The following is a 16,481-nucleotide window of genomic DNA, read 5'->3' as shown; positions in this document are numbered from 1 at the left end:
CTTTATCGTGAAAATTTTCACAAAAAGTTATTTTATATTGATTTTCAACAACTTACAGATCAAAAAAAAAAAATGATTTGTTATTACACCAAATAAAGACAAGAAACATATTACCCTGAATCTTAAGAAAAAAAGAGGTGGCCTGATAATTAAATCAGACCACCTCGTATTATTGTTCAAAAGTTATCACTTCTTGATTAATGAACTAAAGTCACTTCATAAGCTTCTTTTAAAGCTAACAAATGTGCTCGCATCTCTTCTTCTTTTCCTTCTGCCATCAAATGTTTAGGAAAAAGTGAACCTCCCATACCTACACCATGTGCTCCTGCTTCAAAAAATGAAGCAATATTATCTTTACTTACACCTCCAGTTGGTAATAATTTTATCTCATTTAAAGGTGCTTTTACATCTTTAATGTATCCAACTTTAAACTGTGTAAATGGAAATATTTTTACAGCACTCGCTCCTGCTTTCCATGCTTTATATATCTCTGTAGGAGTCATGGCACCAGGAAATACCGGAATATTTGATTGTTTACAATATTGTATCACTTCTTCATCAAGAATTGGAGTTACAATAAATTGAGAACCTGCATCTAATGCTTTTTTCAAATCACCCATATCGCACACAGTGCCTGCACCTACATTGAGTTGGGGGTGGGTATTTCTAACATGTCGAATTAATGCTTCTACATTTGGTGTATTCATTGTAATTTCTATGGTAGTGAAACCACAAGATTCATACAATGGAAGAAGACGATCAATTGTTTTTAAATCTACTCCTCTTAAAATACCGACAATGGGCATTTGATCAAATTTATCCGTTGAAAAGCAATTCATTTTCTAAATATTTTTGTAAGATTGATTGTTGACCTTGTATCATTGAGTGCTCTAAAACCGTTCCATCCAAACATCTAAAGTTTTTTACTTCCAATGTTTTTAATGCCAATTGATACAAATTGAAAAGAATACCTGAAGCTGCCATCACTACAGGAATTGTAGTGTCTTTAAGGTGAGTCAACTCCGTTCCAATTAATAAACCACTTAAATAGTAATAATTGGCAGTGAACATTTCCTGATCCTTCTGTTTATCAATCAACTGCTTTTGCTCAAGAGGAGATTTTGATACCCATTTTGCTCGTAGTGGAAATAATGAGCCTAAAAATTTTCCATTACTCCCATCTTTAACGCCATCAATAAAAGCGTCTTCTTGAAGACTTTCCATTTTAGCGCTTTTCAGAAAGTCTTTAATGATGGTCTGATTCGAAATCAAATCAAACATCTCTCCAGTCATATATGTAGTAAAATCTACATATCTACCTTCTTTATAAACTAAGTGTTTACTATGTGTACCCGGTAAGAGAAGATGTGCATTTTTGTCTAAGTATTTTGTCAAACCTATGGCTTGCACCTCTTCACCCCTCATTACATCATTTGTAGTTTTTACTCCAGAAATTAAGATTAGCTCTATATCATTTCTTAATTGGAGTCTTTCTACATTGAGCGTGTTTACATCATCATTGATGGGCATTGGAGCATATTCCATCTCCTTTAAACCCATAGTGGATGTTACCATTCCACAAGCAATGATATAAAGTGGTTGATTTACATCAGTGATATAAATAAGCTGTGACAACAGGTACTCCGAGAAAAAGCCTTCTCTATCTTCATTTCCACTGGATAGAAACTCCTGATACAACTTCTTCACACCTTGATCCGTCTTGTGCTCTTTGATCACTTCTAAACTATCAAAGGCTATCAAACGAATACGGAAATTGGAGGTCCCCCAATCACAGCTTACAAAATATTTAGGATGCTTCATGCTATACCTTTCTTGAGATACGTTTCAACACCAAATAATCATCTAATGCAAACTTTGAACAGTCCATACTTATACCACTGTTTTTCACGCCTAAGTGAGGCAAGTTGATATCGTATTTCACGCCATTCTGTTGCACCTCGCCAAACTCTAAGCCCATCGCTACTGTCTCCAATAACTCCTCGTCTTCTGTAAATACATATGACGCTAAACCTGCGGTAGAATCATTCGATAATGCCAAGACTTCATCCAATAAATTGAACTTCATCACCACACAAACAGGACCGAATACTTCGTGCTGTAAGATATCCGCCTGACGGTTATCCATCTCTATCACTGTTGGGGCGAAGTAGTTGCCTTCTCCTTCGATCTTATGACCTCCGGCTAAGATTTTACCACCTTCTCTCACACACTCGTCTACAAAATGTTGTACCGATTTAATTTGTGCTTGATTCGCCAATGGACCCATATTGATGCCCTCTTCTTGGAAGAAACCTAACTTCGTTGCTTTCGCACTTTCTGTTAATTTGGTAGTGAACTCGTCATACACTCCTTCCTGAATAAAGAATCGGTTCGGTGCTACACAAACTTGACCTGCATTGCCGCCAAATTTAATCGCATTCGTTATACCCAATGCATCTTCCATATTGCCATCATTGAACAAGATAAATGGGGCGTTACCACCACATTCCATTGAGTATCTTTTGATCGATGTCTTGACAGATTGTTCAATTAATTTCTGTGCTGTAAAAGTTGAGCCAATCATCGTGATCAAACGTGGAATAGTACTCTCACACAATGGAACTCCTACATTATTACGGTTACCACAAAGTACGGTGATCACCCCTTTAGGGAAACCTACTTCATGTGCTAATTCTGCTATAATCAATGAAGATATAGTCGATGACTCTGAGGCTTTGATCACGATAGAACAACCTGTAACTAAGGCTGGACCTAACTTAAAACCAAGGTTTAGCAATGGGAAGTTCCATGCTAAAAATGCCGTCACAACACCCAACGGTTGATACACCATTCTATGGGTATGTGTACCTGCTCTATCCTCAATGCTAAAGTTCTCTTTGATACGCATTTCGTGCGCATAAAACTCTAATGAATCGGTGATACTTTGTAAGTCTTCACCTGAGGCATCCCAAGTTTTACCCATCTCATGACATACCGCTTCTCTTAAACGGTCGCCATTTTCTAACATCTTTTCTCTTAATTGAAGTACCTTTTCCAAACGCTCTTCTAAAGGCGTCTTAGACCATACTTGGAAACCTGCTTCTGCTGCATCCAAGGCACGTAATGTATCTTCTTTGGAAGCCTGTGCGATCTCACATATCGGTTGATTATCATGTGGACACAAAGCCATGAAAGTTGCACGGTCAGAACCGTCTACAAACTCTCCATCAATATAAAGTTTTTTGCTTCCGAATTTAAGCAAACTCTGTTCTACTGTCGATTGCATATTTCTCTAGGAATTCTTCGTTTACATCTACCCCTAAACCTGGTGTTTGAGGCACTTTTATTTCTCCATTGACCACCTCAATACTTGGGACGGTCACATCATCTCTCAATGGGTTTTCGGTACGATCCAATTCTATCATTGGTGCATCCATGTACATTCGGCCTGGGTTTTTATCCAAGTTGCCTACAAAATGTACGGCGGCACTTATCGCGATCCAAGTACCCCATGAGTGAGGAACAATATCTTTATGGTAAGCAGATGCCAAAGCGGCGATGCGCTTCACTTCTGTCAAACCTCCTGTTGCTGCTATATCGGGCTGTGCGATGTCTACACATTCGTTCTCAAACAAGCGTTTGAAACCGTGTTTGTGGTACTCACATTCGCCTCCTGCAATAGGAATAGTGGTATTTTCTCTTAGCTTTTGATACCCCTTGTAATCTTCCGGATGAACCGGTTCTTCGAACCAACCTATGTTCAGGTGCTCGATCTTTTTACATAGTTCCAAAGCCTCACGGTAGTTGTAAGCATGGTTAGAATCAATCATTAATTTGACATCATCGCCTAGTGCTTCTTTCAATAAATGAACGTAGTGAAGGTCTTTTTCTAAGCCTAATCCTACTTTCATTTTTGCTGCTCTAAAACCATTGGCTTTATAGTATTCTGCTTCTCTTTTCAGATCTTCATCCAAGGTAGGTGAGTCTGTAAAATAAAAGCCTGTAGCGTAAGGATGAATCACTGGGTTTTTCACGCCTCCAAGCAATACAGATACCGGTTGGTTGAGCACTTTACCTTTCAAATCCCAAATCGCTAAATCAATGGCAGAAATCGCTGCATTAAAAATACCGCTACGACCAAAATCCAACGAACGCAAGTACATCACCTGCCAAATCTTCTCATTTTCTAATACGTTCTCACCGATCACAAAAGGCTTGAAAAATTCAATCCCTTGTTTGATCATATCGGCTGGACCGTAACCTTCACCCCAACCATAAGTTCCGTCTTCTAAAGTAATCTTTACTAGACAGATCTTGCGTGAGGCGTAGTGCCACTGAGAAAAGAAAAACGGTGTTTCCAGATCTTGTGACAATACATAAGGTTGTATATCTTTTATTTTCATTGTTCTATTATTTGCTAATTAAGCGTTAGCGTAACCTAGGATACAGATTGCAAAAATCAGTACTCCCAATCCTCCTAAAAGAATCTTGAAAGGACCTGATGCATTCTTCCATTCACCTGAGCGATATCCCCAAACATTACTTACAATTAAGGAAATACCTAACATCATTGGCCAGCCTACGACAGGACCTAAGTCACCCATAGCTGCTGCTCCTTGACCGTATACCCCTAATGCTGCAAACCAGAATAAACCTGCTGCTATCGACCAGAAATAGGCTTTTTTACCACCTGAAACGACAAATGATCCGAATGAATTATTTTTCACCATTTTGAAAATAGCGAAACCTGCATTCATCAAATAAGCCCCCATTAATACCACTACCCAAGCTACTAAACTTGCATCGGTGGGGTTCACTCCATATTTTGTTGTTGCTAATTCAGCTACTGGTAAAGCGTTGGTAAATCCTACATTTAATAATGCTGATAACACACCACTTGTTACTGCTATTGCTACACCTGTTTGAATTGATTTTTTTGGAGTTGTTGCTGTTTTAGGAGCGGCAACTAACACATCTCCGTCTTCTTCTACTTCTTCCTCTACTACTGCATTTTGTACTTTGTCTCTTTTTACTCCTGCTACTGCGGTAATACCTACACCCACTAACAAGAAAGCCACACCTACTAATACTATATTAAAGTTGGCAGGCAGTTGTTCCATTTGGAACATAGGAATTAAAGAACCAACTGAAGCAGCCAAGCCCATCACAATACCGTAAGTAATACTAACGCCTGTGTATTCTACAGAAACGCCAAAAAGAATCCCTCCAATGCCCCATAAAAAGCCAAAAAGCATGGCCATGAAAAGAACATTTGTAGAGGTTTCTCCAATGATAGTAAAGGTCTCTGGTACCGCAATCAACGACCAGAGCATGGGGAAAGCAATCATAGCAACCGTCGCATGGACGATCCACCAATTTTCCCATTTAACGGGAGCGATATGTTTCATTCCTAATCCAAATGTACCTTGAAAAAAACTGGCACATAAGATAAGGACAATAGCTAAAGTATTCATTTCAATTCAAATTTGTGTTTAGTAGATAATAAACAGGCATTGAAATAACTTTCAATGCCTGTTTTGCTATTTATAGATTATTCCAAATTACTGGTAAAAATACTGTCATTTCTGACTGTCCTCTATTTGACCAAGTGAAATAAGGGACCATTTTAATAGTTGTTTCAGTAAAATCTGGTTTAGTTACAGTAGAATACATTCCTGCTTCCATTTTATGATCATTTCTAATCAATACAGGAGCTTCAATAGTTGATACACCACCTAATAAATCTTTATCATAAGTTACTTTTAATGGAGCACCGCCTTTTACATATACATCTAAGATTTTTGCACCTTCTGGTAAATCTGGTGTTTCTACACAGTATACAATTGGACCTCTTCTTACAGCTACTTGGTTACGAGCTTCTTCCACTAACGGGTTAGCTTCTACCAATTTCACATCCATTGGCATGTCTACTGTAATGATATCTCCTTTTTTCCACTGTCTATTTACTACTGCAAACTTACCAGCTTCTACTTTTGCGTCTACTGCTTCACCGTTTACTTTTACAGTTGTTCCGTAAGCCCAATCTGGAATACGAAGCATCATATCAAACTCTTTCTTCTTCGCTTTTTCTACAGTGATATTTACTGTTCCTTCCCAAGGGTAGTTAGTTACTTGATTTAAAATTAAATCTGAACCGTCTTCTAATTTTGTGGCTAATCTATTACCACCATACATGTTAACTGCAATACCATTATCTGATAAACTGTAGGCCCAGTTAGCAGATTTTGCTACTGTTCTTACAATGTTTGGAGGGCAACAGAAACACTCTAAATAAGGTTCTCTATGAGGTGTTTCAGTGTTGTGCTGAGAATAATCTCTTGCTCCTTCTACCATTCTTAAAGGATTAGAATAGAAGTAATCTTTACCTTCCAATGAAATACCTGATAAACCAGAGTTGAATAATACCAATTCCATAATATCAGCATACTTAGACTCACCGTGTAGACCTAACATTCTGTAAGAGAACATTGAGTTACAAACGTTCGCACAAGTTTCATTATAAGCTGTCATGTTTGGCATCATGTAAGCATCAATAAAACCTTCTTCAATTTTATCTCTGTTTGTAGAGGCACCGTAGTGTGCTTGACCAACTGCACCTGTAACATACATTTTCTTGTCTGTTACATTTTCCCATAAACGATCTAAAGCATCAACCAATTCTTTCTCACCTGTTTCAGCAGCAACATCCGCAGCTCCTGCGTAGTAGTAAAGTGCTAATACAGCGTGACCTACCGCTTCGCTAGATTTTCTCAATGGCACTCTTTCTTGCACCATATCACCAATTGGGTAACCCTTAGTTTCAGGAGTTTCCTCTACTTTATATTTACCTCTATTATTGATGAAAATCTCTGCTAATTTTAAGTATTTTTCATCACCAACAGTTCTGTACATTTCAACCAATCCCATGATTTGAGTTTGGTTAAAACCGAAACGACCGTATCTTTTCTCACCTGTACTGAATACAGAATAAAGATGATCCGCATGTTTGATTGCTATGTTCAAGAAATTATCTTGTCCAGTAATTCTATGGTGAATACAAGCCGAAGTTAATAAGTGACCTGTATTGTACATTTCATGGTACTTACGGTTTTCGTAACGATCTACCTTATCATTCAATTGAATTTGAGTTTGAAGGTAACCGTCTTCTTCTTGTGCTTGAGCAACAATATCGATATAGCCATCAATTTCTTCTAATAATGACTTATCTCCATTTTGAGCGTAAACATACATAGCTGCTTCCATCCATTTATAGAAATCGCCATCATGCCAACGCATTCCTTTATGCTCACCTTCTTTTAAACCGGCTGCAATCTTAAAGTTATTTAATGCATGTCCAACATCACCTGTTAAGACTTCACCCATGTAAGGAACCATTGCATGCTCTGCAGTATGAAATTTATCTGCCCAAAATCCATCAGTCCATTTACAGTCGCCGATGTTAATTGATTTCAGCTCCACATGTTCAGTGTGCTTTTGACCTAATATTCCTTTGTCTTGTGCGAAAGATGACTGAGTCACCATTGCAGCACATATAAGTGTGAGTAATTTTTTCATTTCTTATTAAAAAGTTAATTGTTCTTATTGAAAGAAAATGTCTTGACGATTTATTTATATGTATCTTAATATGTCTGTTAATTTAACTTGATATAAATCGCTTCGTGCTAGAATTATTTTCATTACAAACTTATCAATACCACACTTTTATTGAGTTGTTCTAAATTAATTTAATGTTGTAATGGGTACATTGCCCAAAATACCCAGTATTTACCCCTTATTTAACCTTTCTTTTTTCACTGATAAAATATGCCCTATCACCCCCCTAAACAGGCTTTTTTATGCGTTAAACGTACATTATATAAGGGTTATACTATGTTGCTACACGTTTAAACTAAAAGTGACATTGGGTATTATGCACTGAAAACAAATTACTTATGTTTTTCTTGAAAAGATTTACGTGTACACATAAAAAAGACAGTAATGAGACTCATAATTACATTACTTTTTAAAATTTCAGAGCAAATATCTTTTGTAACCTTATTATCCCGGTCAATTAATTTCTGAATAATTAGTTTTTACTGATGCATACATACTTTTGATTATCAACAAATTGTTGTAACGAACTTGTAGCGATATTGACCCATACAAATTAAACTATTATTATAATGAAATTGAGATTGAATTATTTACTTCTTCTAATGATCAGTAGTTTACTGATGATTGGATGTACGAACAAACACATCACTAAGAAAAAGCCGAACATCTTATTCATCTCTATAGATGATTTAAGACCTGAAATGAGCTCTTACGACAATAGTATTGCCGTAACGCCTACATTAGATAAACTATCTAAACAAGGCACTCAATTCAACCGTGCTTATTGTCAGCAGGCAATTTGTAGTCCTTCAAGAGCCAGTTTAATGACCGGTGCTCGCCCAGAAACAATTAATGTAATTGAAAACTACACGTATTTTAGAGATGAAAATCCTGACATTATTACGTTACCGCAACATTTTAAGGAAAATGGATATACCACAATTAATGTAGGTAAAGTATACCATGGTAAATACAATGACCCAGAGAAATCTTGGTCGATGAAACCAGATAAGAAACTTATTAAAAATACCTTGAAAGGTTTAATTGGTGGATACGTGAACCCTAAGAATCAAAAGATTTTTAAAGCGAACAAAGCTGCCATGATTAAAAAATATGGTGCGGAAGCGAAGTATGGATTAGGATTAGGACCTGCTTTTGAATGTGAAGATGTTGCAGACAACCGCTATTTAGATGGTTATAATACAGATCTTGCAATTGCCAATCTTAAAAAGATGATTACTGAATCTCCTGATCAACCATTTTTTATGGGATTAGGTTACATTTCACCTCACTTAAATTTTGTAGCACCTAAAAAATATTGGGATTTATACGATCCTGAGGATATTAAACTAGCAGAAAATAATACTGCTCCTGAAAACGGTGCTTCTATGGGCTTGCATGCATCTTTCGAATTAAGAGTTCGTTCAAATATTCCTAATAAAGGAGATATTCCTGATACTTTAGCTCACAAGTTAAAGCACTCTTATCTAGCGACCTCAAGTTATGTTGATGCTCAAATTGGTAAAGTACTTTCGTTTTTAAAAGAAGAAGGTGTACTAGACAATACTATTGTTATGGTATGGTCTGATCATGGCTTCCATTTAGGTGAAATGGGTGTATGGGGTAAAGCTACTAACTATGAAATTGCAACACGAGTACCTCTAATTGTTTGGAGTCCATTCCAAAATGAAAATAACAGAGGCCAAGCTTCAGATGCACTGGTTGAACTAGTAGATATGTATCCTACATTGTGTGAATTAGCTGATATACCCCAACCTAATCATTTAGAAGGTCAATCGTTTAAAGCACTGTTAGATCAACCTAAATTAAAATGGAAAGAGGCTGTATTTAGTCAATTCCCTACCCCTGCGTTGAGAGAATGGGCAGCAAATCCTTTATCAAAAGGAATGCGTGAAACTTATTTTGGACCATTGATCGAAGAAGTGGAAGAAGGTATCAAAGATCAAATGAAAGAAGAATGGGATAGAGCCTTGTTTGAGAATGATATTATGGGCTACTCTATGAGAACGAAAGATTATAGAATCATTATCTGGAAGGATAGAAAAAATAAAGATAAAGCGCCACTATTTGTTGAATTGTATGATCATATTAATGATCCAAAGGAAACTAAAAATATTGCTGAACAAAAGCCTGAATTGGTTGCTGAATTAACAGCACAATTTGAAAAAGGTTGGAAAGGTAATTTGCCTGTACAATAAATAGTAAGCACAATGAAAAGAAGAGAATTTTTTAAAAACGGTGTCTTTGGCACCGTTGGCTTTTCTGTACTTGGAAGTTCGGAATCAAAGGCAAAAGATAAAAAAAAGGAGAAGACTGTTTTTAGTGATCGAAGTAACGATAATTGGACAGACTTAAATGGTAATAAAAAACACACCCCAGACAGATGTCAATACCTTAACTTTGATGTAGTAGTTATTGGTGGTGGTTTAGCGGGTATCTGTGCAGCCGTTTCTTCTGCTAGAGAAGGAGTAAAAACAGTTCTGGTACAAGATAGAGGGGTTTTAGGTGGTAATGCATCCAGTGAAATCCGCGTTATAGTGAATGGAGTAAATCATTTAGCTCCTAACAATACACCTGAAAGAGAGACCGGTATTATAGAAGAAATATTACTTCATAATCGTTTCTTAAACCCACAAGAATCTTGGTCTTTTTGGGATCATGTGTTATATGATTTTGTAGAAAGAGAACCCAATTTAGAGGTTATATTAAATACTCAAGCCATTCATGCAGTGATGGATGGTTCTTCGATCAAAACCGCTATTTGTTGGCAAAATAGTACCGAAAGTGAATTACATATTTCGGCTGCTCAATTTATTGATTGTTCTGGTGATGGGCTTTTAGCTGCTAAAGCTGGAGCTGAATACCGCACAGGTAGGGAAGCTTCTCATGAATTTAACGAGAAGTTTGCACCTAAAGAAGCTGATGGATGGCAAATGGGTGCTTCTATTCTTATTGGCGGTAAAGATATGGGGAAACCGATGAAGTATACGGCTCCCTCTTTTGCTAAAGAGTTTACATTAGAACATTCTCATCCAAAAAGAAAAGTAAGATCTTATGTAGAAGGGTATTGGTGGTGCGAAATAGGTTCTCAATTTGATATCATTAAAGATCAAGAGGAAATTCGTAAGAAATTAATGGGATATGCTCATGGAATATGGGATTACATTAAAAACTCTGGTAACTACCCCGATGCTGAAAACTTTGCCTTAGAATGGATTGGTTCTGTTCCTGGGAAAAGAGAATCGAGACGATTTATAGGAGATTACATACTTAGCGAAAAGGATCTAACGGAACATAAACACTTTGAAGATGCTGTTGCTTATGGAGGTTGGTCATTAGACGAACATAATCCAGGAGGAATTGAAAATATGAAAGAACCGCCTAGTTATTTTCATCAAAGGTTCAAAAAAGTATATGAAATCCCTTTTAGAAGCTTGTATTCTAAAAACATTGATAATTTACTGTTTAGTGGTAGAAATATAAGCCAAACTCATATTTCATTATCTTCTACAAGAGTGATGGCCACTTGTGCTTTAATGGGACAAGCTACAGGTACAGCTGCTGCTTTGTGTGTTAAAAATAAAACCACTCCTAGAGGAATATATCAAAAACATATTGTGGAATTACAAGATCGTTTATTGATGAATGACGCTTATATTCCTAACCGTCCTAATCGTCAAAAAAATGATTTAATGAAGGATGCGGCATCCATTGTGGCCTCTTCTACTAAATCTGGTAATCCAGAATTACTGACTGATGGTTGGTCGAGAGACTTACCTGATTCCATCCATCATTGGGAATCTAAGGACCTGCCAGCCTATGTACAATGTGAATGGCAAGAACCTCAAGAAATTTCTTCATTAACGATAAAATGTGATACGAATGTGAAGAAAAATATCATGATGAGAAACGTCTATCATAAAGAAATTTATTCAGATATTGTTCCTCCTGAATTAACTAAATCTCTATCATTACAAGCCAGAATTGATGGTAAATGGGTAGATATTAGTAATGTGGACAACAATCAAGCAAGAAGAATTCAACTTAATTTTGATCGTATTAAAACCACCGCTTTAAGAGTACACGTAAAATCTACTTATGGTGCGGATACTGCAAAATTATTTGAACTAGTTGCTTTAAAATAACATTGACAAAACCTGAGTTTGATGAAAGTATTTTTGTCGAACTCAGGTTAAAAATATCAACATAAAAAAGGCGATCTCATTTTGAATGAGATCGCCTTTTTTGGTTGGTGTTACCTTTCAGATATTAATTAAAAACTTCTTCATCAGAAGCTAAAATAGTATCTTCAATTAAGTAAGTAAATTGAGTATCTGAAACCAATGTATCTGGATCTCCATACTCCACTCCGATCACAACTCCGTTAGAGTTATATAAGTATCTTTCAAAAGGGAAAAATATTACAGAATCAGAGTAAGATTGAATCTTTAATGTACCTTCTGATTTCTCTGGATTAGCTTCATCGTTGTAAGCCAACTTAATTTCGTAATCCATTCTATCTACGTTAGGCATAACTAAACTATCTGTTTTGTTTTCTCCAACAACTGTATAATACATTTTGCCTTCGTAATCTGAGATAGAATATTTAATATCTACGTTGTTCGACTCAGTGTTTAACGCATAATCCTCTAAATCGTATTTCTTTAATGTTAGGTCAGTAACATATGAAATTTGTAAAGGTTTCTCTTTGTAAACCGAAAAGCCTACGATATTTAGTGATGGATTAAATTGTGTAGAACTTTTAATCGCGAATACTGGCGTTTTTTGAATTGGCGAACCCAACTCTGGGTATATATCTTGACAAGATGTTTGCATTATAGCTAATACAGCCATCCAAAATAAGTGTCTTAATTTCATAATCAATCATTTATGATGGGAGGGCTTTTACCACCCTCCCAATAGTATTATGGTCTTAATTCAATTGATCTAACAACAATGTTGTCTACATAGAATTCTAATCTACCAGTAGCAGGAACAGGGTTATCTAATACTAGAGAAACTTGTCTTCTACCACCGTCTTTATCAAAAGTAATGTGTTGAGTAATAGTTACCCATTTCCCTTTTTCTACATTTGATAAATCTGGAGTTAAGTATTGTTTATCATCACCTCCATTCGATAAATCTTGGAAGTTAGTTTGTAAACCACTTGTGAAATCTACTCCAACAGGAATGAAGATATCAAACGTTACTTCATAATCGCCCGCAGGGTTTTTCATACCATTATTATTTGGTCCACCGTTATGCTCATTATGAATACTGAATAACTTAGATACTCCTTGAGCAGCTCGGTCTTCAACAATTAATGACATCGAAGCACTTCCAGCTGATGCTTTATCTGTAGTACGTTTCCATAATCTACCGTTTGGTACTGAGTTATCTACCCACCATCCTCTAGCGAATGCATCTTGTTGATTATTACCTTCTAATTCGAAGCTAATCATTTCAGGGTTTTCGAATTCGTTAGTAGATGGATTATTCATAATCACCATCTCTGTATCGAATGCTTCTAACTTGTTACCAGTAGCAGATTGAATATCTGCAGAACCATCGTATGCAACTGTGATCATATCAGAGTTATACGTCTGCTCACCAACAGTTAAGATTAGTTGAGCACTATTACCTGGATCAACTTCTACAGATGAGATGGTAGATGTCACATCATATCCATTGATGTTTTTGATCTTCACTGTGAATGCATTGGCTGCATTTGCTCCTATAGTAGCTACAGGAATAGAAGTTTCAAAAGTAATTTTCTTCATCTCATTTTCAATCAAATCAGATGTTTTAAGTAAAGCTTCATCCACTCTGATCATCAAAGGAATTTTCACTTCTTCTCTATCTTCGTCGAAACCATCACCTGCAGTACGGATAGCTGCAAAAGTACCTGCTTCGAAGTAACTCTTAATTTCTGGATAAACAACATCCGAAGTTTCATCTGTATAAACAGGTTGCTCCGCATTGTTTAATGTAAACTCTCTAGCATTCGTTAAACCTTTTACGGTCTTATCAACGTAAGTTAAAGTTTCATTGATTTTCAAATCTACTTTCATCCATTGATCCGTATTATCAGGAATGTTATCCCCTGTTGAGTAAGAGAAGATTAACATACCATCTTTGTATACTTCGTATTGAGGCTCAATTACTGGAGCAGTAACATTCAAGTTTAATGGAATTGGCTTACTTGTATTCTGTGTAAGTCCTTGAGTCGATCCTTGACGAATTGATGATAAAGAACCTGCTCTACCCCATCCTGTTTTCATAGGAACGATTTCAAATACTCTGTTTTTACTAGTTTCTCCTAACCATGCTAGGTTCCACTCTCTATCTGTAGGACGACCTACAGATGTTGTATCCACAAAAGTAAGTTTGTCTTCACCAGCTACCAATTGAACTGTTGCCCAATCAGAATCATCGCCACCATCTACAATTTGATCTGCAGTAACTACACAAACTGTATCAGTATCGTTTTTCAATACATAAAACGCTGGAGCTAAATCAGCATATACATCCACGTTAAAAGTAGTATCGATTACCCAAATACCTGGGTCTGTTTCATGCGGTACCGCTTCTAACTGACGAGAAAGACCGTTATGTTTTACTTTTCTATCGTAAGTATTATAAAGTCTTACTTTATGAATACCAGCTTCTTGAAACAAAACATGTACAGTAATATCATCTGTTTTCTTTCCTTTACCTTGATCTATGTAAGGCACATAATCTTCAGTAGATGTATTGAAATCTCCTGATAAGAAATCTAAACTATCTTCAATTTCCCATTGGTGGAATAACAACCCTTGAGAAACATCCATAAAAGAAATATAATTGTCAATATTTATTTCTAAAGTATCTTGATGATCTTCACTAATTGCCCAAGCAATTGCTCTCACTTTTGCTTCATCAGGTAACTCCCTGTCTTTCTGACAAGAAGAAACTACCAATAGTAAAGCAAAAAGCTTAATTATATTATTTAGTAACTTTTTCATGTTCGTAAGCTTAATTATTTACTTCCGGGTTTGTTGATGTCTCTGATGTTGGAATTGGATAAAAATCATGTAGACTAGGTACATAATTTAATAACGCTAACTCCCCATCAACAATTTTATAATTTGGACGTGCCGTGAATTCTTTTTCAGGGAATGGATGTGTATCTCCACCTTCGATGATTTCTGTATTCCAAAGAATCTTCTTAGAATAAGTTCTTGCACCTTTATAGTGGATTACCCAATAATTTTGGCTAGAAATACGCTCGTAATTTTCTCTGATTACATTCCATCTTCTCAAATCAATCCAGCGTTTCATATGACCTTCAACTGAAAGTTCTAATGGCTTCTCATTGTACATTAAATGTTCCATTAAAGAAGTAGTTGTATAAGCTACTCCATCATAAGTACGTCCTGTACCTTGGTCAGTACCTAAAAGTACTACACCCCATCTTTCTCTAATTTGATTAATTAAATTGATAGCATCTTGTAGTCTACCTTGCTGAATTCTACATTCTGCTAAGTTTAAGATAGCTTCAGAATATCTGTTTACAACCATGTTTTTTGGAGATCTTTGAAGACCTAATGGTAAACTTCTTTCTGTATCTACAATATCATAATTAGAGAATTGCTTGAAGAAGGCAAATTCTGGCGCTCTTGAACCACCATTTCTAAATGGATCTGCTTCTGCCACAGATTCTACTTTATAATATGGAGTTAAATCATCTTGAGGTACTGCCATCATAGCAGTTGCTCTTAAAGAAACAAGTCTATCGTAAGTTTGACCGTCTAACTCTACTTGGTTTCTTGGATCTGACATATCCACAGGATCTTTATGCATGTAAGCATAAGCAATCCAACCTACTGGAATAGTCTGACGTTGTCCTCCGTAGAATTGAGGAGAGAAAATGGCAGCAAATCTATTTTGACCATTTGTTTCATCCCAGTCACCTAAATCAGGACGTACTTCGTTAGAATAACCGATCTCAAGAATTGATTCTTTATTAAAATCACCAGAGTTGGTGAAGATTTTACTCATATCATCTTCTAAAGCATAGCCATATCCACCATTCATTACATCTTCGTAATAAAATGCTGCTGAATCATAGTTGATTCCATTCACGAAATCAAACATATAAGAGTTTCCTAATAACATAGAAGCTGTACCTCTTGAAATTCTACCCTCAGAAACATATCCAGTACTATTATTATAGATGTTTGGAAGGTTTTCGTAAGCAAAACGGAAGTCATCTCTTACAAAATTAATTACCGAGTCTGCAGGAGATACTTTCTTATACATATCGTTTGCATCTGTCCAAGTATCTCTAACGATAATCGCTCCTTTATTGAACGCTTGGTGCAAATAAAAATGGTATAAACCTCTAAAGAAACGTGCTTGAGCCATTTGAAGAACCCATTTCGGATCATCTTGGAAATCTTCCATCGCTTCTGATTGAAGACCATGAATTACTTGATTAGCTCTAAAAATACCTGAATACAAAGCATCCCACTTTTTATTTACTTCGTTGGTGGTTTCTGTATATGTATGTTGGTAAAAAGCAAGGTATCTACTTGTTGGAGTAGGACGATCCATTCCTGGGTAACCCATATCTGCACGACAAGCTTCTTCTCCTAAGTTCCAAATATAGTGGTTCATCATAGAACCGTATACCGCTGTTAAGCCTGCTTCCGAATCTTCTAAATTTTGATAGAAGTCAGCTTTTGTAGTTTCGTTAGGGTTGATCTCCGTCAAGTACCCCTTACATCCCATTACTGTAAAAGAGATAACGAAGCCTAACACACATTTATATATAAAATTATTTACTTTTTTCATTGCTTTAATTG

General features: G+C 36.2%; 11 protein-coding genes. 2 read left to right on the top strand and 9 right to left on the bottom strand.

What is annotated here, in order from left to right:
- Window positions 1-197: 197 nt before the first annotated feature.
- From NH26_RS19930 to NH26_RS19905, 6 genes are all read right to left on the bottom strand, one after another.
- On the bottom strand, window positions 198-839 hold the full coding sequence (locus NH26_RS19930; RefSeq protein ID WP_044217763.1) for a bifunctional 4-hydroxy-2-oxoglutarate aldolase/2-dehydro-3-deoxy-phosphogluconate aldolase: 642 nt from the start codon (window positions 837-839) through the stop codon (window positions 198-200).
- Window positions 817-1,821 carry a 2-dehydro-3-deoxygalactonokinase gene (locus NH26_RS19925; RefSeq protein WP_044217761.1) on the bottom strand — a complete coding sequence of 335 codons (1,005 nt, stop codon included), beginning with the start codon at window positions 1,819-1,821 and terminating at the stop codon, window positions 817-819. Before NH26_RS19925 ends, NH26_RS19930 begins: the two co-directional genes overlap by 23 nt.
- 1 nt (window position 1,822) lies before the next feature.
- Window positions 1,823-3,286 (bottom strand): aldehyde dehydrogenase family protein, encoded by a 1,464-nt coding sequence (locus NH26_RS19920; protein ID WP_044217760.1) that lies wholly within the window; start codon window positions 3,284-3,286, stop codon window positions 1,823-1,825.
- A complete protein-coding gene (locus NH26_RS19915; RefSeq protein WP_242427360.1) occupies window positions 3,255-4,373 on the bottom strand; it encodes a mandelate racemase/muconate lactonizing enzyme family protein in 1,119 nt (372 codons plus the stop codon). Before NH26_RS19915 ends, NH26_RS19920 begins: the two co-directional genes overlap by 32 nt.
- A gap of 48 nt (window positions 4,374-4,421) precedes the next feature.
- Window positions 4,422-5,474 carry an L-rhamnose/proton symporter RhaT gene (locus NH26_RS19910; RefSeq protein WP_044217755.1) on the bottom strand — a complete coding sequence of 351 codons (1,053 nt, stop codon included), beginning with the start codon at window positions 5,472-5,474 and terminating at the stop codon, window positions 4,422-4,424.
- Between the two features lie 70 nt (window positions 5,475-5,544).
- A complete protein-coding gene (locus tag NH26_RS19905) occupies window positions 5,545-7,575 on the bottom strand; it encodes a glycoside hydrolase family 127 protein (RefSeq protein ID WP_044217753.1) in 2,031 nt (676 codons plus the stop codon).
- A gap of 608 nt (window positions 7,576-8,183) precedes the next feature.
- On the opposite strand from NH26_RS19905, the gene NH26_RS19900 reads away from it, so the two are divergent.
- Window positions 8,184-9,833, top strand: a complete 1,650-nt coding sequence (locus NH26_RS19900; RefSeq protein WP_052431746.1) for a sulfatase — start codon at window positions 8,184-8,186, stop codon at window positions 9,831-9,833.
- Between the two features lie 12 nt (window positions 9,834-9,845).
- On the top strand, window positions 9,846-11,780 hold the full coding sequence (locus tag NH26_RS19895) for an FAD-dependent oxidoreductase (RefSeq protein ID WP_044217749.1): 1,935 nt from the start codon (window positions 9,846-9,848) through the stop codon (window positions 11,778-11,780).
- A 124-nt stretch (window positions 11,781-11,904) separates the two neighbouring features.
- Here the strand turns inward: NH26_RS19895 and NH26_RS19890 are convergent, their stop codons facing one another.
- The 3 genes from NH26_RS19890 to NH26_RS19880 are packed head-to-tail and all read right to left on the bottom strand — an operon-like array spanning window position 11,905 to window position 16,470.
- Window positions 11,905-12,513, bottom strand: coding sequence for a hypothetical protein (locus tag NH26_RS19890; protein WP_044217746.1), 609 nt, complete (start codon window positions 12,511-12,513; stop codon window positions 11,905-11,907).
- A gap of 47 nt (window positions 12,514-12,560) precedes the next feature.
- Window positions 12,561-14,639 (bottom strand): hypothetical protein, encoded by a 2,079-nt coding sequence (locus NH26_RS19885; RefSeq protein WP_044217744.1) that lies wholly within the window; start codon window positions 14,637-14,639, stop codon window positions 12,561-12,563.
- A 10-nt stretch (window positions 14,640-14,649) separates the two neighbouring features.
- The gene (locus tag NH26_RS19880; RefSeq protein WP_044217741.1) at window positions 14,650-16,470 is read right to left on the bottom strand and encodes a RagB/SusD family nutrient uptake outer membrane protein; all 1,821 of its coding nucleotides are present in this window, start codon (window positions 16,468-16,470) and stop codon (window positions 14,650-14,652) included.
- Window positions 16,471-16,481 lie beyond the last annotated feature (11 nt).

This window comes from Flammeovirga pacifica, assembly GCF_000807855.2.
Classification (GTDB): domain Bacteria; phylum Bacteroidota; class Bacteroidia; order Cytophagales; family Flammeovirgaceae; genus Flammeovirga; species Flammeovirga pacifica.
Note: the sequence above shows the minus strand (reverse complement) of the source record. Positions and strands in the feature narration are given on the sequence as shown.